This is a genomic window from Mesorhizobium sp. B1-1-7 (assembly GCF_006442705.1).
GTDB classification, from domain to species: Bacteria; Pseudomonadota; Alphaproteobacteria; order Rhizobiales; family Rhizobiaceae; genus Mesorhizobium; species Mesorhizobium opportunistum.
Genome location: NZ_VFWQ01000007.1, coordinates 145,782 through 163,832, shown reverse-complemented (window position 1 = coordinate 163,832; position 18,051 = coordinate 145,782). Strand labels below are relative to the sequence as shown.

Below are 18,051 nucleotides of genomic sequence, written 5' to 3'. Positions count from 1 at the left end.
GTCGAACGTCGCCGATGCTCGACATCAGGGATTGCCCCACATATCGTCGATCTCATCCTTGTTCACAGCCCGGCCACCCTCGCTACCTTTGGTCCTGAGATTGCCAGCGATTGCAGCCAATCGTTCTGAGAGGTTGCGGCCTGTTTCTTGATTCAGTTCAGCGCCACCGTACAGCATCTCGTCCTGCAGCCGGCGCAACGCATACAGTCTCGTCGTCTGGTCCGGCGCGGCGTTGTCGGCGGTCAGCAACTCGCCTTTCCTGACCGGCTTCAGCACCTTGCCGCCCTCGAGCAGGCCGACCGGCACGGCGCGCTGGATACGGGCGTCGCCGACGGTCATGGTCCAGGAGCGGTAGCAGGTCTCGCCGATCGCATCGAGGGTTTCGCCGGCGGCGAGATCGCGCTTGGCGACGGCGCAGACTTCGGCAACGGGCCGTGGCAGCGGCACCATGTCGGGCTTGCCGAAGAGCACGATGCGGGCGGCGGTCAGCGGCACCTCCAGCGAGGTCAGATGATATGGCCGGAACAGGCTGTAATAGGGGCCGTGGCCGATATGCAGATCGTCCATGCGCTCGATGATGCGCGGATGCGTCGCTTCGACGATGACGAAGACACCGGGCGCGACGCCCTTGCCGATTGTGTAGTCGACGACGCCTTTCTTCAACAGCAGCCCGCCATCCTCGCGTGGTATGAGCACCTTGACGAGGTCGTCGCGGTCGGCTTTCGGGCCGTGCATGCCGGGCACGTCCGGGACCAGACCGGTGGCGTTGGCGATGGCGCACATCTCGACCATGGTCTTGGAGCCATCGACGAACTCGACCAGCATGCGCGGGTTCATGTTGCGGCGGATCGCTTCATCGCGATAGTCGTCAGGCACCGCATCGTGGTTGAGCGGGTTGTTCTTGCCCTTGCCGGCCGAGATGATGGTCAGGCCCAGCGCGGAGGCGAACTCGATCAGCTCCATGCAGCTCGACGGCTCGTCGCCGGCGCCGACCGAATAGACGACACCAAGCCGGTCGGCCTCCTGTTTGAGGTAGCAGCCGATGGTGACGTCGGCCTCGACATTCATCATCACCAGATGCTTGCCGTGCTCCATCGCTGACAGGCAGAAATCGGCAGCGACACCGGGCTTGCCGGTGGCGTCGATGACGATTTCGATCAGCGGATTGGTCACCAGCATCTCGTTGGAGGTGATGGCGATTTTTCCCGCTTCGATCGCGGCGGTCACCTTGGACGCGGTGTTTGCTTCAACCGCCATGGCTTCATCGCCATAGGCTATGCGGATGGCCTCGCGCGCCGTGTGCGGGCGCCGGGTCGAGACCGCGCAGACCGAAATGCCAGGCATCAGCATTCCTTGGGTGACTAGGTCGGTGCCCATTTCGCCCGAGCCGATGACACCGATGCGCACCGGCCGACCCTCGGCGGCACGCCTGGCGAGATCGCGGGCAAGCCCGGTCAGGGCGACATTGGTCATGCTGGCGCGTCCATGGTTCATGATCTAGAGGCGGCAATAGCAGGGAACCGCCCTCCCTTGCCAACGAAACCGCTGATGCGGCTTCACACCACCCTAACATAGCTCGTCATGCCCGATTTCTGATGCTCGATGACATGGCAATGCAGCAGCCAGTCGCCGGGATTGTCGGCGACGAAGCCAAGCTGAACCTTCTCGTTCGGCTGGATGAGATAGGTGTCCGAAATCAGCGGCTGAACCTGGCGCGTCGAGGACGACAGCACCTTGAAGCTCATGCCGTGCAGATGCATGGGATGCGATTGCGGCGTCAGGTTCTCCATGTCGATGACATAGCTCTTGCCCAGCTTCAATTCAGCGAGCGGTGCCGTCGGATCCGGCGTATCACCCGGCCACGGCACCTTGTTGATGGCCCAGAAACTGTAGCCGAGCGAACCGCAGATGCTGTCGCTCGGGACGTTTTCGGCCGTGGCGCTGAGGGCCAGGGAAATATGCTGGGCAGCGGTGAGATCCACTTCCTTCACCGGATTGACCTCGAGCGGAGCAATGTCACGAACGTCCCGTTTGAGCGAGCCGCCGGTCGCGCGCAGGTTGGCGAGGATCTTGGGCTTGGTGCCCCTGACATCCCGCAGGCTGACGATTGCGCCCTCCTCGTCGGGCATGCGGATGGCGAGTTCCATGCGCTGTCCCGGTCCAAGCAGCAAGGCATCGGGCGAAAAACGCTCAGGCACCGGATTGCCGTCGAGCGCCATGACGGTCGCCTCGGCCCCGTCGACGCGGAAGGCATAGATGCGGGTGACGTCGGTGATGGCGACGCGCAGCCGCACCAGCCCACCCGCCGGTGCATCATATTGCGGCTGGTCGAGCCAGTTCGCGGTCCGCACCGTGCCGTAGGTGCCGGTTCTCGCGGCATCACGCGGCCGAAACTGGTCGATGAACTGGGCGTCGTCGCCAAGGCGCCAGTCGCGCAGATTGAGGACGAACTCTGCGTCGAATTTCGGATCGCCGGGGTTTTCGACCACGATCACACCGGTCAGGCCGTGGCCCATTTGCTCCAGCGTGTTGCAATGCGGGTGATACCAGAAAGTGCCGGCGTCGGGCGGCGTGAAGGCGTAGTCGAAATGGTCGCCGGTGTAGACGTAGGGTTGGACCAGGAAGGGCACGCCATCCATCTTGTTCGGCACGCGAATGCCGTGCCAGTGGATGGTCGTCGGGTCGTCGATGGCGTTGACAAGGCGTGCGGCGAAAGGCTCGCCCTTTTTCATCCTGAGCACCGGCGGCATCCCGGCATTGCCATAGGTCAGTACCTCCCTGGTCAGGCCGCCGTCCATCAGCTTCGTCTGGATTTTGGCCGTCTGCAGCACCACCGGTTCGGGCGCGGCGGCCCAACCGCCGAGCCTGCCCATGGCCGGGATCCCAACTCCGCCAATGCCGGCGATCGCGGCCGTTTTCAAAAGCCCGCGGCGTGTGAATAGGGTCATTCAGCGCTCCAACTGCCAGGATGACTATCTGGCATTTATCGCGGCGTTGGATCACAGACGAGCCATCGGCGCAAATGCCGAGAACGGCACACTGCGTCTACAGGGCGCCTGGATGGGCATTATCAGGCATGCGCCATGCGCTTGCCCAGCGCCAAGCATGTGCAGCGCTCTCACATTATCACGCCTTGGTCGGCGAGGCTTGCAGGCTCGCGGTTGCCTACTTTTCGTCGACGCTTGCCAGGAAGCGGGCGAAGATCGGGTCAAAACGATCCGGCGAATCCCAGAACGGCGCATGGCCTGACCTGTCGAGCAGATGAGCCTTGCCTTCCCACAGGTTGGAAAACTTCACCGCGGCGACAAAATCGGTGTTGACGAAAGGCTCGTCGATGCCATTGAGGACGGCGATCGGCGGCGTCTTGCCGGCGACGATCTCGCGCTGGTTGCGGCCGGTGCCAGCCGCGAATTTCTCGAACATCAGCCGCCGCGCCCGCCCGTCGGTGCGCGCGACCGTGTCGATGAGGAACGGCTCAAACGGCTCGCCGCAGGTGCTGCGCGCATAGGCCTCGACATCGGCGGCAGTGAAGGCTTCCTGCCCGGCAAGGTGCATATGCGGGCTCGACTTGAAGCCGTTGCCGACCTCCTCGGGCGAAACCGGCGGGGTGCCTGATATCATCAGGCCGAGCAGGCCTGGAAAGCGGTCGATCATCTCCAATCCAATATGGCCGCCGAGAGACCAGCCGAAGACGATCGCCTTGTCCACGCCGAGCAGCCCGAGCACTTCGGTCATGGCATCGGCATAGCCCTCCATGCTGTAGGAGCGCTCCGGATCGATCGCGTCGCCTGATGCCCCGTGCCCCGGCAGATCGGGTGCGATTAAATGGTAGCGCTCGCCCAGCGGGCTCTCGAGCTGGTTGCGGAAGACCGCGCTGGAGGACGAGTTGCCGTGGATCAGCATCACGGCGGTGCCTTTGCCGCCGGTCTCGCGAAGGGCGATCTTGCCGTGGCTCGTTTCAAGGGTCTTCTGCGAGATCGTCATGGTCTGCTCCGTCGGGAATGCCTTGTTTTAATGCAGATGCGCAGCAAAGCGCCACCTTGGGCGGGAACCGACTTCCCAGTCAGGTTGCGTTGAAAATTCCTTTTCAAATAAGAACAATTATGCGTAGATTGTCAATTATCCAACTCCCGATGAACGGGAGGAAAACAGGGAACGGCACGATGAAATCCAAATCCGCAGCCAACAGAATCCGCCATATGCTGATCAGCACCGCGCTGATCGGCGCCTTTGCCACGGCGAGCGCGCCCGCCTTCGCCGATGTCGTCAAGATCGGCCTGCTCGCGCCGATCACCGGACCCGCCGCGGCGGACGGCCAGGAATTCCAGCGCGGCGTGCAGATGGCGATCGACGAGGCGAACGCGGCCGGCGGCGTTGCCGGCAACACGTTCGAACTGGTGGTCGGCGACGTCAAGGATCAGTCCGCCGGCAACGTCACCAGCGCGGTCGAGCGCCTGCTCGGCGATCCCGGCGTGCAATTCATGCTGACCGGCTATGCCAGCCTGACCAATTTCGAGATCGACAACATGGCCGAGGCCGAGATGCCCTACATGCTGGCCGCCACCTCGCAGCAGACCAGGGACATCATCGCGCCGAACCCCGACAAATACATGTGCTGCTGGTCGCTGACGCCGTCCTTCGACGCCTACAACACCGACGTCACCCTGTTCGTCGAAAAGCTCGCGGCCGACGGCAAAATCACCTTGCCGACCAAGAAGGTCGCCATCATCTCCTCCGACAACGCCTATTCGAAGACCATTTCGGAGGGCATGAAGAAGACCTTCAAGGAGAAGGGCTGGACCATCACCGTCGACGAGATCGTGCCGTTCGGCGAAGTGACCGACTGGCGTTCGATCCTGGCCAAGGTGCGCCAGAATGTTCCCGACGTGGTCATCAACACCGACTACCTGCCGGGCAATTCGGCATCCTTCCTGAACCAGTTCCTCGAACAGCCGACCAAGAGCCTGGTCTTCCTGCAATACGCGCCGAGCGTTCCCGAATTCGTCGAGCTGACCGGCAAGAAGTCGGACGGCGTCATCTACAATCTTCTGGGCGGGGCGCTGACGACGCCGAAGAACCCGCGCGCCGACGAGGTGGCGGCCAAATTCAAGGCGAAATACGGCGTCGAAAGCGGTACCTACGGCGTCGGCCTCTACGAGATGACCAATGTCTATTTCGACGCGGTCAAGAAGGTCGGCGGCGCATCCGACCACGCGGCGATCATGAAGGCGCTGTCGGAGACCGACAAGCAGGTCGCTGAAGGCCGACTGAAATTCGATCCCGCCACCCACCTCGCCACGCAGGGCGACGACTATATCCCGATCACCTTCTTCCAGATCTGGGATGGCAAGCGCGCGCTGATCTCCCCGGAGAAATACGCAACCGGCGCCTTCAAGCCGCAGCCCTGGATGCAGTAAGGGATGGCCCTGCTTGAACTGGACGACGTGTCGAAGGCCTTCGGTTCGCTGAAGGCCGTCGATGGCGTGTCATTCAAGGTCGAGGCCGGCGAGATCTTTGGCATCGCCGGCCCGAACGGCAGCGGCAAGAGCACGCTGTTCAACATCATCACCGGTATTCCGTTCGGCCCCGACCGGGGTCACATTCGTTTCGATGGGACGCCAATCAACGGCAGACCGGGACATGCCATCGCGCGCCTCGGCCTTGCCCGCACTTTCCAGCGCGAGACCAGTTTCGACGGGCTGACCGTGTTCGAGAACGCGCTGATCGGCGCCAGCTATGGCAAGCAGGAAAAAACGGCCGCGGCAGCCCGCGATGCGGCCGCCGAGGCACTGGAATTCGTCGGCCTGGGCGCCGCGTCCTTCGGGCGGCTGGCCGGAGAGTTGTCCGTCTTCGAGCGCAAATGCCTGATGCTGGCCACCGCGATCGCCATGAAGCCACGCATGCTGTTGCTGGACGAACCGGCGTCGAGCCTGACCAAGCCCGAAATCGAGACGTCGATCGGGCTGATCCGCCGCACCGCCGAACGCGGTATCACCATCCTTCTGATCGAGCACGTGCTGACCTTCCTGATGAGCCTGTCGCGGCATCTCCTGGTGCTCAACAATGGCCGGGTGCTGGCCGCCGGCGAACCGGCCGATGTGATCGCCGACCAGCGCGTCATCGAGGCCTATCTCGGAACCAGGAGGGCCGTGGCGTGAACCCCATCCTGACCGTCGAAGGCGTCACCGCCGGCTATGGCCGCGTCACCGTGCTGCACGACATTTCGCTGGAGGCGGGGCGCTTCGGCAATGTCGGCCTGTTCGGACCCAACGGCCACGGCAAGACGACGCTGCTGCGGACGATCTCCGGACTGCTGCGGCCGAAGAGCGGCCGCATCCTGTTCGACGGACAAGACGTTGTCGGTCGCAGCGCGCGTGCCATCGTCGGCGCCGGCCTGATCCATGTGCCGCAAGGCAACCGGCTGTTTCCCGACCTCTCCATCGCCGACTGCATGGCACTGGGCGCCTATTCGCCGCGTGCCCGCCCACATGAGGCGGAGAACCGCGAGAAGGTGACCAAGCTGTTCCCGAAACTGGCGGAACGCTGGCGCCAGCGCGTGCGCACGCTTTCGGGCGGCGAACGACAGATGGTGTCGATCGGCACGGCGCTGATGAGCCATCCGCGCCTGCTGATCCTCGACGAGCCGACGCTGGGGCTGGCGCCCAAGATCAAGGACGAACTCTGCGCCTCCGTCATGGACATTTCGCGCGGCGGCGTGCCGCTCATCGTCGTCGAGCAGGACATCGAGTTCCTGCTGGAGCTGACGCAGCAACTCTACCTCGTCAATCACGGCGCGGTGGCGACCGAGATCAAGCCGGGTGAAAGCCTCGACCACGGCGAGATCATGTCGATGTATTTTGGCCATTAGGACAGCAGCATGAGCGCACTGGCGGAAATCCTGTTCGGCGGCCTGTTCCAGGGCTCGCTCTACGCCATGATGGCGGTCGGTCTGGCTCTCGTCTGGACGACGATCGGCGTGTTCAACTTCAGCCATGGCGTGTTCATGATGCTGGGCGCCTACATTGCCTGGCAGCTGGTCGAGCTTGGCCTGCCGGCAGCCGTGGCCTTTCCAATTGCCGTCGTCGTCATGGCCGGCGTCGGCTGGATCCTGCAGGCCAGCGTCGTGCGGCCGCTGATCGGCCGGCCCAACATCGTGCTGGTCGTCGTCATCACCACGCTGGCCGCCGGATCCTTGATCGAGAACGGCGCCTTGACCATCTGGGGGCCGCGCTCGAAGCAGATCCCGGCGCTGATCGACGGCAATGCCACCATCGGCGGCGTCGGCGTCTCCCTGCACCAGATCGCCATCATCGTCATCACGCCGCTGATCCTGGCGGCGCTGTGGATGTTCCTCAACCGCACGCGGCCGGGGCTGGCCCTGCGCGCCGTGGCGCAGAACGAGGATGCCAGCCATCTGGTCGGGCTGAACGTCACCGCGCTCTACGGGCTCGCCTTCGCCATCGCCGCTTCGCTGGCGGGGCTGGCCGGCATCTTCATGGGCGGCTATCGCTTCATGTCGCCTGTCATGGGCAGCGATCCGCTGCTCAAGGCGCTGATCGTCGTCGTCTTCGGCGGCATATCGAGCATATCGGGACCGATCTTCGCCGCCTATCTGATCGGCTTCTTCGAGGCTGCCTGCAGCTATTATTTCGGCCTCTACTGGACGCCGGCACTGCTGTTCGGCGTGCTGATCCTGACCCTGATGGTGCGCCCCGAGGGCATCTTCGCCAGCCGCTCGCGAGGCCTCGCATGACCGACACGACATCGCCGATCGCCTCGATCCGTACGGAAGCGGCAAGCCCGGTCGCTCCCGGCCGCACGCCGTGGAAGCACGAGGCCGTCGGCTTCGTGCTTGGCTTCGTGCTGCTGGCACTGCTGCCGCTGGTCTTCGGCGACACCTATGCCCGCCACATCCTGATCATGGCCTTCATCTATGCGATCGTCGCGTCGAACTGGGATCTCAGCCTAGGCTATGGCGGCGTTTTCAATTTCGGCCATCTCGCGCTGTTCGGCATCGGCGTCTATGCCTACAGCCTGCTGACCAAGCTCAGTGCATTCGACCCGTGGATCGCGTTGTTTGCCAGCGGCATCATCGCCACGCTGGCGGCGATCTTGGTGACCATCCCGATCCTGCGGCTGAAAGGCATCTACATCATCCTGGTGACCTTCGGCTTCGCGCAGCTGGTGATGCAGGTGATCCTCAGCCAGTCCGACATCACCGGTGGCACGCAAGGGATCGTGCGCATTCCGGGGCTCTATGTGTTCGACCACAACATGATCCGCGACGGCAAGTTCGCCTATTTCTACATCGCGCTGGCGCTGCTGGTCGCAAGCACGCTGTTCCTGCGCGTGTTCGTGCGCTCGCGCGCCGGGGCCAGCATCGTGGCATTACGCGACAATGAGGAATACGCCATCAGCCGCGGCGTCTCGATCGTGCGCCAGCGCATGCTGACCTTGGCAGCCAGCGCCTTCTTCACCGGCATCGCCGGCGCCTTCTACGCCGCCTACCAGCGCAACGCCTCGATCGACGTCTTCGGCATGAGCCTGGCTACCATCATCCTGTCGATGGTGCTGCTCGGCGGTACCAGCACAATCTACGGGGCGATCGTCGCTTCCTTCGTGCTGACGATCTTCGCCGAGTGGATGGCCGACTTCGGGGCATGGCGCCCGATGATCACGGCGGTGCTGATCATCGGCGTGATGCTCGCCTATCCCAGCGGGCTGGCCGGCATGATCAAATCGGCATGGGGTGCCGTCGCCGGGCGGATCAACCGCCCGGCCTGACCACGTTGAAACAGCGGCGCCGCCTCAACGGACGCCGCACCAGTCGATAACGGATGCGGCGATAACCTTGGCGGTCTCGACCACCGATTCCACCTCGACATATTCGTTGGCGCCGTGGAAACCGTCGCCCGACGGGCCGAAGATGACGCCGTCGACCCCGGCACCGGCGTAATGCGCGGCATCGCACACGGCGACGAAGCCGCGCACCTGCGGCGCCTTGCCGACCACCGCCTTGCGCTTCATCAGCGATGTCACCAGCGGATGATCGACCGGCGTGTTCATCGGCGGAAAATGCAGGCCGCCGAGCTCCCACTGGATCGCAGGCGGGTTGTCGCGCAGCCAGGCGTCGGTCTGGGCGAAATGATGGACGAACGTCTCGAAATCGCGGCGGTAGTCGGCCGAATTCTCGTCGGGCAGGAATTTCATGTCGAGATCGAGCACCGCGACATCGGGAATGATGGCCGGGTTGGTCATGACCGTCGGCAAGCCGTGCTCGCCAAGGCCGGTGCCGGCATGCATGACACCGATGTTGATCGTGTTCATGCCGAGCGGCAGCAATGGATGCGATTTCGCCCGCGTCCGGTCCAGCTCATACTGGCGGACGGCGGCAATGAAGCGGGCGGCGATCTCGATTGCGTTGACGCCCGGCTCGAGCCGGTCCTTGTCGTGGCGCTGCGGGTAGATTTCATTGTAGCGCAGCGCCGAATGCGCGTTGCGGCCACGGATCGTCACCCGCGCCCATTCGAGCCCGCCCTCGACCGGCAGGACATCGCCCCAGGTCGGTTCGGCCACCAGCACCGCCTTGGCGAGCTTGCCCTTCTTGACCGCATCCATGGCGCCGAAGCCGCCGGCCTCCTCGTCGACGACGGAGTGGATGGCCAGTCGGCCTTGCAGCGTGATGCCCGCCTTGCGGATCGCGTGCGCGGCGGCGATGCAAGCGGCGACGCCGCCCTTCATGTCGACGGCACCGCGGCCATAGAGCCGGCCATTGGTGATCTCGCCACCGAACGGATCGACGGACCAGTCCTTGATGGCGCCGACCGGCACGACGTCGATGTGTCCGCACAGGATCAGGCTGCGGTCCTCGTCTCCGGCCCATTCACCGACCAGGTTGGGACGGCCGGGCAAGGCGTCCCATTGTTCGGTGCGGAAGCCGTCCCGTTTGAGGATCGGCTCGAGCAGCGCCTGGACATCCGCCTCGCGGTTGATCGTCGCATTGGCTTCGAACTTGGGATTGACCGAGGGAATGCGAACCATGTCGCGGGTCAGTCCGATCAGCCAGTCACGGTCGGTCTCGATCTCAGCCTGCACAGCATCGATGATTGTTTGGTTGTCAGGCATCTTCTCGGTCCCTTGGTTATGCTACGATAGCGGGAAGCGCCAAGCGCATCGGCGTCACTTTTTCTCGGCCTTGGATTTGTGGGCTGGCTTCGACGGCCCCGCGTCATCGGACGAGGCCGGTTCGGCGGCATCGAGCGTGACCGCGTTGGCACTGCGGATCTTCTCGATGTCCTCGATCCGCTTGCGGACCCCCGCGCCATGACCTTCCAGCGCATGGGCGAAGACGGTTTCCATCTGCGCGACGGCGGTCGCCAGCGTGTCGAACGGCGAATTGGCGTCGATCGCCGCGACCATGGTCAGGTCGGCGATATCGGCGATCGGCGACAGCCAGACATCGGTGAACAGCAGGACGGAGACGCCGCGCTCGTGGGCCTGTTGCGCAAAGCTCACCACGTCCGACTGGTAGCGGCGGTAGTCGAAGACGACGAGAAGGTCGCGCTTGCCAAGGTCGATCAAGAGGTCGAAATCGGCCGGACTGAGCGAACCGATGTCGCGCACCCCGGAGCGGAATTGGAGGAGGTAGCCGGCAAGCATGGAGGCGATATGCCGACTGAAACGGCCGCCCAGCAGCACCACCTGCCCCTTGGTTTCGAGCAGCAGGTTGACGGCGCGCGTATAGGCTTGCAGGGGCACCGCCGTGCGCGTGCGCTCCAGACTGTCGGAAACCGAATGGAAATAGGCGAGTGCCGTGCCTTCGCTGGAGCCGCCCGGGCGCTTGGCCTCCATCATCAGAAGCGGCGAATGCAGCCTAGATTCGACCTCGGTGAGCAGGCGCGCCTGGAAATCGGCAAAACCGACATAGCCAAGCTTGGTCATCAGGCGCGTCACGCTCGGGTCGCTGACCCCGGCGCGCCGTGCCAGCCGGGTCGCCGTGCCTAGCCCGGACATGGGATAGTCGGCAAGCAGGACCTGAACGATCTTTTCTTCCGCCGACGTGAACGCCAAGGTGGTATTGGCCAGTTCTTCGCGGATCGACATGGTCATCGCCTCTCGCTGACGGAAAGACGATTAACTTACAATTTCATGCAAGATTGTCAAATTTGGAAAATATCTTACAGAGCCGAACGGGCGTCTCTATGGAGGCGGCTGATATCCCGCGACGGGTCTGGGCCGTCGCGGCCGTCGCCTACCTATTTGAAGCTGGCGATGGGCAGGAACTTCACCGCGGAGCCGGTGAAGCGGCGGTGATCGGACATCTGTCTTCGCGGCTGGAACCCGTCGAGATAGATCTGCTCCGGTGCCGTGCGGATGAAATTAGCGGCGATGACCGGCGCCGCCGTCGGTTCGGCTCCCCTGGCGATGACGCGACCTGCCGCAAGCGGCCGGCCGGGCGATGCGGCCGGCACGATAACAGCGGTGGCTTCGGGATCGAGACGTGGCTGGACACGGTCGGCCTTCAGGCTGGTCCTGACGCGCTCTTCGGGTTTCGACGGAGCGACCGCGATCCGCTGCCCGGCCAGCTTGTCGAGGCCGTCATCAGGATGATGCATGGCCAGCAGGGCACCGACAGCATCGCCGGATTTGGCCGCTTCCGGCTGATGCGCCGGGCTCGTCTGGCTTTCCGGTCGCCATGTCGGCAACGGGATGTTGAGCGCCACCATGTCCGGCGCGACGCTTGCCGGAGCGGGATCCGTCTTGCCCAGGGCATTGGCTGATGCCGGCTTGTCGTCCGGCGGTTCGGCGCGCGGCGCGAAGGCCGGCAGCGGCACTGAGCCCGGCGCCATGGCCATGACAGTCGCTTCAGGCCCGGCGAGCGGTTCTTCCGCGGGATCGGCGGTGGCCGTCCGGATGTCCGCGCGCTTGGCATCCTGCGGCGGCACGATAGCTATGCCCTGCCCGGCCGACCCGGGTTCAACGGACTTTGCCGGTTTGCGTGGCGCCGGCGCCGCTTCCGCGACATCATCGGACTCATCCGCGCCGCGCCCCAAAAGCGTCGCCAGCAGGCCGCGCGACTTGCGTTGGCCGCCATCGACGCTTGCCAGTTCGATGTTGGGTGTGCCGGCGGCCTTGCGCGATTTGTAGGCGGCAAACGCCTGCTCGTAGCCTGGCAACGGTTTGCCGTCGCTCGGCACATGCAATGTATTGCCGTTGGGGAAAACCCTGGCGAGTTCCTGGCGGCTGATGCCCGGCCAGTGCCGCACATTGCCGACATCCATGTGAATGAAGGGCGACCCGGAGGTCGGGTAATAGCCGACACCGCCGCCCTGCATCTTGAGACCGATGTCGCGCAGCTTCTTCAGCGGCACGTCCGGCAGGAAGAAGTCCATCGCGCGGCCAACCATGTGCTGGCTCTCGCGAGCCACGCCCTTCGAGCGGCCGCGCAGCATGGCATTGGTCGCAGGCGAACGATAGGCGCTGACGATGTGGATGTAGGCTGTCGAGCCGCTGGCCCGGTAGGCCTGCCAGACAAGGTCGAGCAGGCGCGGATCCATCCTGGTCGGCTCGTTGCGGCGCCAGTCGCGCAGCATCACATTGATCTTCTTCAATCCCGCCTGATCGTAGCGCCCGTTGCGCTTGAAGACGATCTCGGCCTTTTCGCCGGTATGCAGATGCTGGATCTTCAGGCTGCGCGTCTCGGCGAACGCGCTGGTGACGCACATGCAGAGGAACGCTGCCACGACGGCCGGCAACCGTGTCCAGCAACGGGAAGCGCCGGGCGTGTCTTGTTCGCTTTCAATCACGGTCATGCCTTGCACATCGTTTTTGTTTCGGGCGATTTGACGTCCCCGCCGGGATGAGGAACTTTCTCTTCGAGCCCTCGACCTGGCGAGCAGGCTTGATCACGCAGACGGGCACCCGTCATGTCGATGAACAGCATCTTGGTTAACGAATCGTGTCGGCGCTGGGAACGGGACGCTCCACCTCGACGGCCGCCCCGGACTGAATTTCAGCCAACCACTTCAGCGGAACAGATATTTCGACACTTCCGGGTTGCCGCGCCGCCACATCACATTGTCCAGGAAGTAATGGTGCACGTTGATGAATATCCACGCGATAAAGAGGAAAAGCGACGAGCCGAACACCGCCTTGTCGTAGGGAACCAGGTCCGCCAGTGCCATCGGCACCAGCCAGAAACCGAGCGCCCCGAGAATTGCGCCGACGACGATGAACGCCAGCACGCGCAGCCTGTACACCGGTCCAAGAATGGACAGGATTTGCCATCGCGGCCTCTCGACGGCATCCGCGCGGTCGCGCTCGACATTGGTCTGGTAGCGCCAGACCACCGCCAGATATTGCAAGGAATGGAGCGCCGGCACCACCAGCAGCCAGAGCGGGTTCAACGTCACGAAGAGGATCCAGGCATAAAGGGACACGAGGTAAGCGACGACGCCATTATACGGCAGCGCCCCACCATGCCTGCGCCAACGATTGATGAACATCACCGCGGTAGCCGCCGAGGAGGCGGCGGCGATCGACATGGCGATGGTGATGAGCCATGGCGGGACGGCGAAGGTGTAGTATTCCAGACCCCAGAACTGCCTCTCGGTGATCACCACGTTCGTCTGAAGCCAGGCGAACAGCCACACGGCGTAGCCGTTGAACAGCAACACCTTCTTGTCCTGATCGCTGAAGAATTTGCGCTTCAGCACGGCGTCCACCATCAGCATGCCGTAGCCTTGCTTGACGTAGTGCCAGCCGACGAAAAAGCCCATCGCGTTGGTCGCATTGCCGAGCAGCCGGGCGTTCCCCGTCAGCGAGCCATAGGCAAAGAAGGCGGCCATGGCCAACGGGACGACGATGCCCGCGAGGATATAGCGGATCTGGAGACTGCGGCCGTAGCCCTCGCCGCGCACCTTGCGCGCAAAATTGCGATAGAAGATCTGGTATGAATGACCGAAGTGCGGCTGGTTTATAAGATGGGAGAGCAAGAACATCGTCAGCGTCAGGGCCGCTTCGTATCTGAGCGGCACGAAATACAGCACCGGCAGGATGACAAGCGCGCTCCCGCCAAGCATGAAAAAGTCGATGAACGGGCCAAAGAGATATTTTTGCGGGGCAGCCGCGACCGAGGCCGGGGCATCCGCCGAAAGGTGAAGTGCCATGGTGCCTTCTCCCTGTGATCGTTTATTTAGCCATCGACCCGGGCGCCCGGCAAGCCGCTGGTGCGCGAAAACGACCTGATCGGGCGCACGCCGAGGTTCCAAAGCAGACCAAATTGAGGAAAGCGGAGAGAATCTGGTGCTGCGAGAGAGGATTGAACTCTCGACCTCTCCCTTACCAAGGGAGTGCTCTACCACTGAGCTACCGCAGCCGCTGATGGCGGGGCTTCTGCCATATCGAACCGGCAAGCGCAAGGCCAAGTGCAATGCTTCTGTGAAAGCCTTTGCCGGATAGCTTTTAATGACATGGCGGCGCCACAATGTTGGCTATCCCTGAATGGGTGTCGGCCGACGGGCAGGCGGGACGGGACGATGAACGACAAGACAAATGAAGCAAAAAAGGGCGGCACGGACCGCAAGGACCGGCTCGCCGAGCAATTGCGGGCCAATCTGCAGAAGCGCAAGGCGCAGTCGCGCTCGCGCCGCACCGGCGGCGCCGACCAGCGGCCGGAGGGGCTCGGCGGAGCCGAGGAAATACAAAAAGATTAACTCAAATCGGCCACTCTTGGACCGGGGTGGGCGAAATCCTATTTCTTGAACCACGCCGGCCAATGGTCTAGACGGACCGATACTCAAACGATTGAACCGGCCTTTTCTGGCCGAGAGGGACGTTTTCCATGGATCGCATCAGAATTGTCGGCGGCAACAAGCTTGCCGGAAGTATTCCGATCTCGGGCGCGAAAAACGCGGCCCTGCCGCTGATGATCGCCTCGCTGTTGACCGACGACACGCTGACGCTGGAAAACGTGCCGCATCTGGCCGATGTCGAGCAGCTGATCCGGATCCTCGGCAATCACGGCGTCGACTATTCGGTCAATGGCCGCCGCGAGAAGCAGAATGAAGGCTATTCGCGCACCATCAACTTCTCCGCCCGCAACATCGTCGATACGACCGCGCCTTACGAGCTGGTGTCGAAGATGCGGGCGTCGTTCTGGGTGATCGGCCCGCTGCTGGCCCGCATGGGCGAGGCGAAAGTGTCGCTGCCGGGCGGTTGCGCCATCGGCACGCGCCCGGTCGACCTGTTCCTCGAAGGCCTGCAGGCGCTGGGCGCCGACATCGATGTCGACACCGGCTATGTGCTTGCCAAGACCAGGAACGGCCGCCTTGTCGGCAACCGCTACGTGTTCCCGAAAGTCTCCGTCGGCGCCACCCATGTGCTGATGATGGCGGCCTCGCTCGCCAAGGGCGAGACGGTGCTTGAAAACGCCGCCTGCGAGCCCGAGATCGTCAACCTTGCCGAATGCCTCAATGCCATGGGCGCCAGGATCTCCGGCGCAGGCACGCCCGTCATCACCATAGACGGCGTCGAAGCGCTTTCGGGCGCCCGCGTGCGCGTCATCCCCGACCGCATCGAGACCGGTACCTATGCCATGGCCGTCGCCATGACCGGTGGCGACGTGGTGCTCGAAGGCGCGCGTCCCGAATTGCTGCAGACCGCGCTGGACGTGATCGCCCAGACCGGCGCCGAGATCACGCAGACCAATTCCGGCATCCGCGTGAAGCGCAACGGCACCGGCATTTCGCCCGTCGATGTGACGACGGCGCCCTTCCCGGCGTTCCCGACCGATCTGCAGGCGCAGTTCATGGGCCTGATGACGATGGCCAAGGGCAAGTCGCGCATCACCGAGACGATCTTCGAGAACCGCTTTATGCACGTCCAGGAACTGGCCCGGCTCGGCGCCCACATCACGCTTTCAGGCCAGACGGCGATCGTCGACGGCGTGGCGAAGCTGAAGGGCGCACCGGTGATGGCCACCGATCTTCGCGCTTCCGTCTCGCTGGTCATCGCCGGCCTGGCCGCCGAAGGCGAGACCACGGTCAACCGCGTCTACCATCTCGACCGCGGCTTCGAGCGGCTGGAAGAGAAGCTCTCCAACTGCGGCGCGGTGATCGAGCGGATTTCGGCGTAACGACTGCTACCTCTGCCTCTGCGCAGGCGATTGGCGAAAGCCGAGGCAGCATCCAATCTCCCCTCTTCCGGGGGGAGATCGGCAGCTTTGCCGAGGCGCTAGCCCGTGCTGCGGTTGCACCGACCGGAAAGACCGCCTAACAGAGGGCTTAAACCAACTTTCAGGTGCACTTTCAGCATGGCAGCCCTCAAACTCATCGCGCTCGACGATCAGGATCTGAGCATTGTCTCGGCCCATGTCCAGGACGCCGTGATGAAGGTTTCGGACCTCGAATTCCTGCCTTCGGCCAAGCGCTTCGTGCTGACCATGAACCGCTTCGTCTGGGAGGCAAAGTCGGGCCTGTTTCGCCAGCATAATGAGCGGCGGCAGGCCGTGCTGCATTTCGACCGGGTGCTCGGCGCCAAGACCAACGGCATCGCCCGCGACAAGCCGGCCGAGATCCTGTCCCTGCTGGCGATCAGTTTTATCGAGATCAGCAAGCCGTCCGGTATCGTCGAGCTGATCTTTTCCGGTGGCGGCACCATCATGCTCGATGTCGAGTGCATCGAGGCCCGCCTTGCCGATGTCGGCGGCGCGTGGGAAGCCACGTCGCGGCCCGTCCACAAGGCTTGAATATCCGATGGCCATCACGCTTCGTCAGTCCGACGCCGATTTCGAGCAGCGTTTCGCCGCTTTCCTGTTGACCAAAAGGGAAGTCTCCGAGGATGTCGACGCCGCCGTGCGGCAGATCATCGCGCGCGTGCGTGCCGAGGGCGACGCGGCGCTGATCGACTACACACAAAGATTCGACCGCGCCGATTTGAACAGCCTCGGCATTGCCGTGTCGAAGGAAGACATTGCGGCCGCCTACGAAACGGCCGACCCGAAGGCGGTCGAAGCGCTTGAATTCGCGCGCGACCGTATCCGCTCCCACCATGAGCGGCAGCGGCCCAAGGACGATCGCTACACGGATGCCGCCGGCGTCGAGCTCGGCTGGCGGTGGACGGCGATCGAGGCGGTCGGGCTCTACGTGCCGGGCGGCACCGCAAGCTACCCAAGCTCGGTGCTGATGAACGCCGTGCCCGCCCGGGTGGCCGGCGTCGAGCGCATCGTCATGGTCGTGCCGGCGCCGGGCGGCATCATCAATCCGCTGGTGCTGGTGGCGGCCGACATGGCAGGCGTGTCCGAAATCTACCGCGTCGGCGGCGCCCAGGCGATCGCAGCCCTTGCCTATGGCACCGAGACCATAAAGCCGGTCGCAAAGATCGTCGGGCCCGGCAATGCCTATGTCGCGGCGGCCAAGCGCCAGGTGTTCGGCACGGTCGGTATCGACATGATCGCCGGCCCCTCGGAAGTGCTCGTGGTGGCCGACGGCAGCAACGATCCTGACTGGATCGCCGCCGACCTGCTCGCCCAGGCCGAACACGACGCGTCGGCGCAATCGATCCTGATCACCGATGAGCCGGCTTTCGGCAAGGCGGTCGAACAGGCGGTCGAGCGCCAGTTGCAGAGCCTGCCGCGAACCGAGACGGCGTCGGCGAGCTGGCGCGATTTCGGCGCGGTGATCCTGGTGCCAACGATCGACGCGGCATTGCCGCTGGTCGACCGCATCGCGGCCGAGCATGTCGAACTGGCAATAGATGACGCAGAAGGCTTCCTGTCGCGGATGCGCAACGCCGGTGCGGTTTTTCTCGGCCGTCATACGCCGGAAGCCATTGGCGACTATGTCGGCGGCTCCAACCATGTGCTGCCGACGGCCCGCTCGGCGCGCTTCTCGTCGGGTCTGTCCGTCCTTGATTTCGTCAAGCGCACCTCGATCCTCAAGCTCGGACCGGAACAGTTGCGCCTGCTGGCGCCCGCGGCGGTCGCGCTGGCAAAGGCGGAAGGGCTCGACGCGCATGGCCGCTCCGTCACTGTCCGGCTGAATATGTAGGCGG

The 18,051-nt window shown here is 63.8% G+C and carries 16 protein-coding genes and 1 tRNA gene; 9 read left to right on the top strand and 8 right to left on the bottom strand.

What is annotated here, in order from left to right; all coding sequences use genetic code 11:
• Nucleotides 1-24 precede the first annotated feature (24 nt).
• The 3 genes from FJ978_RS13845 to FJ978_RS13835 all read right to left on the bottom strand — a co-directional run bounded on the left by FJ978_RS13845 (nt 25) and on the right by FJ978_RS13835 (nt 3,984).
• Nucleotides 25-1,473 (bottom strand): NAD(P)H-dependent oxidoreductase, encoded by a 1,449-nt coding sequence (locus tag FJ978_RS13845; RefSeq protein WP_140572541.1) that lies wholly within the window; start codon nt 1,471-1,473, stop codon nt 25-27.
• 83 nt (nt 1,474-1,556) lie between these two features.
• Entirely contained in the window at nt 1,557-2,948 is a 1,392-nt protein-coding gene (locus tag FJ978_RS13840) for a multicopper oxidase family protein (RefSeq protein ID WP_140572540.1), read from the bottom strand.
• Nucleotides 2,949-3,165: 217 nt separating this feature from the next.
• On the bottom strand, nt 3,166-3,984 hold the full coding sequence (locus FJ978_RS13835) for an alpha/beta hydrolase (RefSeq protein ID WP_140572539.1): 819 nt from the start codon (nt 3,982-3,984) through the stop codon (nt 3,166-3,168).
• 179 nt (nt 3,985-4,163) lie between these two features.
• On the opposite strand from FJ978_RS13835, the gene FJ978_RS13830 reads away from it, so the two are divergent.
• The 5 genes from FJ978_RS13830 to FJ978_RS13810 are packed head-to-tail and all read left to right on the top strand — an operon-like array spanning nt 4,164 to nt 8,784.
• Nucleotides 4,164-5,417 (top strand): ABC transporter substrate-binding protein, encoded by a 1,254-nt coding sequence (locus FJ978_RS13830; protein WP_140572538.1) that lies wholly within the window; start codon nt 4,164-4,166, stop codon nt 5,415-5,417.
• A gap of 3 nt (nt 5,418-5,420) precedes the next feature.
• Nucleotides 5,421-6,158 (top strand): ABC transporter ATP-binding protein, encoded by a 738-nt coding sequence (locus FJ978_RS13825; RefSeq protein WP_140572537.1) that lies wholly within the window; start codon nt 5,421-5,423, stop codon nt 6,156-6,158.
• Nucleotides 6,155-6,868, top strand: coding sequence for an ABC transporter ATP-binding protein (locus tag FJ978_RS13820; protein ID WP_140572536.1), 714 nt, complete (start codon nt 6,155-6,157; stop codon nt 6,866-6,868). The genes FJ978_RS13825 and FJ978_RS13820 overlap by 4 nt, the downstream gene beginning before the upstream one ends.
• Before the next feature lie 9 nt (nt 6,869-6,877).
• Nucleotides 6,878-7,753: a branched-chain amino acid ABC transporter permease gene (locus tag FJ978_RS13815; RefSeq protein ID WP_140572535.1), complete on the top strand. Its 876-nt coding sequence runs from the start codon at nt 6,878-6,880 to the stop codon at nt 7,751-7,753.
• Nucleotides 7,750-8,784, top strand: coding sequence for a branched-chain amino acid ABC transporter permease (locus tag FJ978_RS13810; RefSeq protein WP_140572534.1), 1,035 nt, complete (start codon nt 7,750-7,752; stop codon nt 8,782-8,784). The genes FJ978_RS13815 and FJ978_RS13810 overlap by 4 nt, the downstream gene beginning before the upstream one ends.
• A gap of 24 nt (nt 8,785-8,808) precedes the next feature.
• Here the strand turns inward: FJ978_RS13810 and FJ978_RS13805 are convergent, their stop codons facing one another.
• The 5 genes from FJ978_RS13805 to FJ978_RS13785 all read right to left on the bottom strand — a co-directional run bounded on the left by FJ978_RS13805 (nt 8,809) and on the right by FJ978_RS13785 (nt 14,377).
• Nucleotides 8,809-10,125: an ArgE/DapE family deacylase gene (locus FJ978_RS13805; protein WP_013893703.1), complete on the bottom strand. Its 1,317-nt coding sequence runs from the start codon at nt 10,123-10,125 to the stop codon at nt 8,809-8,811.
• A gap of 54 nt (nt 10,126-10,179) precedes the next feature.
• Nucleotides 10,180-11,103, bottom strand: a complete 924-nt coding sequence (locus FJ978_RS13800; RefSeq protein WP_013893702.1) for a MurR/RpiR family transcriptional regulator — start codon at nt 11,101-11,103, stop codon at nt 10,180-10,182.
• Between the two features lie 152 nt (nt 11,104-11,255).
• Complete coding sequence (locus FJ978_RS13795; protein WP_140572533.1) at nt 11,256-12,812, bottom strand: DUF882 domain-containing protein; 1,557 nt, start codon at nt 12,810-12,812, stop codon at nt 11,256-11,258.
• Nucleotides 12,813-13,025: 213 nt separating this feature from the next.
• Nucleotides 13,026-14,168, bottom strand: a complete 1,143-nt coding sequence (locus FJ978_RS13790; RefSeq protein ID WP_140572532.1) for a hypothetical protein — start codon at nt 14,166-14,168, stop codon at nt 13,026-13,028.
• A gap of 134 nt (nt 14,169-14,302) precedes the next feature.
• A tRNA-Thr gene (locus tag FJ978_RS13785) sits at nt 14,303-14,377 on the bottom strand.
• Nucleotides 14,378-14,537: 160 nt separating this feature from the next.
• On the opposite strand from FJ978_RS13785, the gene FJ978_RS13780 reads away from it, so the two are divergent.
• From FJ978_RS13780 to hisD, 4 genes are all read left to right on the top strand, one after another.
• Nucleotides 14,538-14,714 carry a hypothetical protein gene (locus FJ978_RS13780; RefSeq protein ID WP_083833364.1) on the top strand — a complete coding sequence of 59 codons (177 nt, stop codon included), beginning with the start codon at nt 14,538-14,540 and terminating at the stop codon, nt 14,712-14,714.
• Nucleotides 14,715-14,842: 128 nt separating this feature from the next.
• Complete coding sequence (gene murA, locus FJ978_RS13775; RefSeq protein WP_140572531.1) at nt 14,843-16,135, top strand: UDP-N-acetylglucosamine 1-carboxyvinyltransferase; 1,293 nt, start codon at nt 14,843-14,845, stop codon at nt 16,133-16,135.
• A gap of 177 nt (nt 16,136-16,312) precedes the next feature.
• On the top strand, nt 16,313-16,747 hold the full coding sequence (locus FJ978_RS13770) for a DUF2948 family protein (protein WP_013893697.1): 435 nt from the start codon (nt 16,313-16,315) through the stop codon (nt 16,745-16,747).
• A 7-nt stretch (nt 16,748-16,754) separates the two neighbouring features.
• A complete protein-coding gene (gene hisD, locus FJ978_RS13765; protein ID WP_140572530.1) occupies nt 16,755-18,047 on the top strand; it encodes a histidinol dehydrogenase in 1,293 nt (430 codons plus the stop codon).
• Nucleotides 18,048-18,051 lie beyond the last annotated feature (4 nt).

Excerpts from the sequence above, each read along its gene's own strand:
- FJ978_RS13780 (WP_083833364.1), top strand. The coding sequence starts at position 14,538 with ATGAACGACAAGACAAATGAAGCAAAAAAGGGCGGCACGGACCGCAAG.
- FJ978_RS13835 (WP_140572539.1), bottom strand. The coding sequence starts at position 3,984 with ATGACGATCTCGCAGAAGACCCTTGAAACGAGCCACGGCAAGATCGCC.
- FJ978_RS13790 (WP_140572532.1), bottom strand. The coding sequence starts at position 14,168 with ATGGCACTTCACCTTTCGGCGGATGCCCCGGCCTCGGTCGCGGCTGCC.
- FJ978_RS13810 (WP_140572534.1), top strand. The coding sequence starts at position 7,750 with ATGACCGACACGACATCGCCGATCGCCTCGATCCGTACGGAAGCGGCA.
- FJ978_RS13830 (WP_140572538.1), top strand. The coding sequence starts at position 4,164 with ATGAAATCCAAATCCGCAGCCAACAGAATCCGCCATATGCTGATCAGC.
- FJ978_RS13770 (WP_013893697.1), top strand. The coding sequence starts at position 16,313 with ATGGCAGCCCTCAAACTCATCGCGCTCGACGATCAGGATCTGAGCATT.
- FJ978_RS13815 (WP_140572535.1), top strand. The coding sequence starts at position 6,878 with ATGAGCGCACTGGCGGAAATCCTGTTCGGCGGCCTGTTCCAGGGCTCG.
- FJ978_RS13840 (WP_140572540.1), bottom strand. The coding sequence starts at position 2,948 with ATGACCCTATTCACACGCCGCGGGCTTTTGAAAACGGCCGCGATCGCC.
- FJ978_RS13800 (WP_013893702.1), bottom strand. The coding sequence starts at position 11,103 with ATGTCGATCCGCGAAGAACTGGCCAATACCACCTTGGCGTTCACGTCG.
- hisD (WP_140572530.1), top strand. The coding sequence starts at position 16,755 with ATGGCCATCACGCTTCGTCAGTCCGACGCCGATTTCGAGCAGCGTTTC.
- FJ978_RS13795 (WP_140572533.1), bottom strand. The coding sequence starts at position 12,812 with ATGACCGTGATTGAAAGCGAACAAGACACGCCCGGCGCTTCCCGTTGC.
- FJ978_RS13845 (WP_140572541.1), bottom strand. The coding sequence starts at position 1,473 with ATGACCAATGTCGCCCTGACCGGGCTTGCCCGCGATCTCGCCAGGCGT.
- murA (WP_140572531.1), top strand. The coding sequence starts at position 14,843 with ATGGATCGCATCAGAATTGTCGGCGGCAACAAGCTTGCCGGAAGTATT.
- FJ978_RS13805 (WP_013893703.1), bottom strand. The coding sequence starts at position 10,125 with ATGCCTGACAACCAAACAATCATCGATGCTGTGCAGGCTGAGATCGAG.
- FJ978_RS13825 (WP_140572537.1), top strand. The coding sequence starts at position 5,421 with ATGGCCCTGCTTGAACTGGACGACGTGTCGAAGGCCTTCGGTTCGCTG.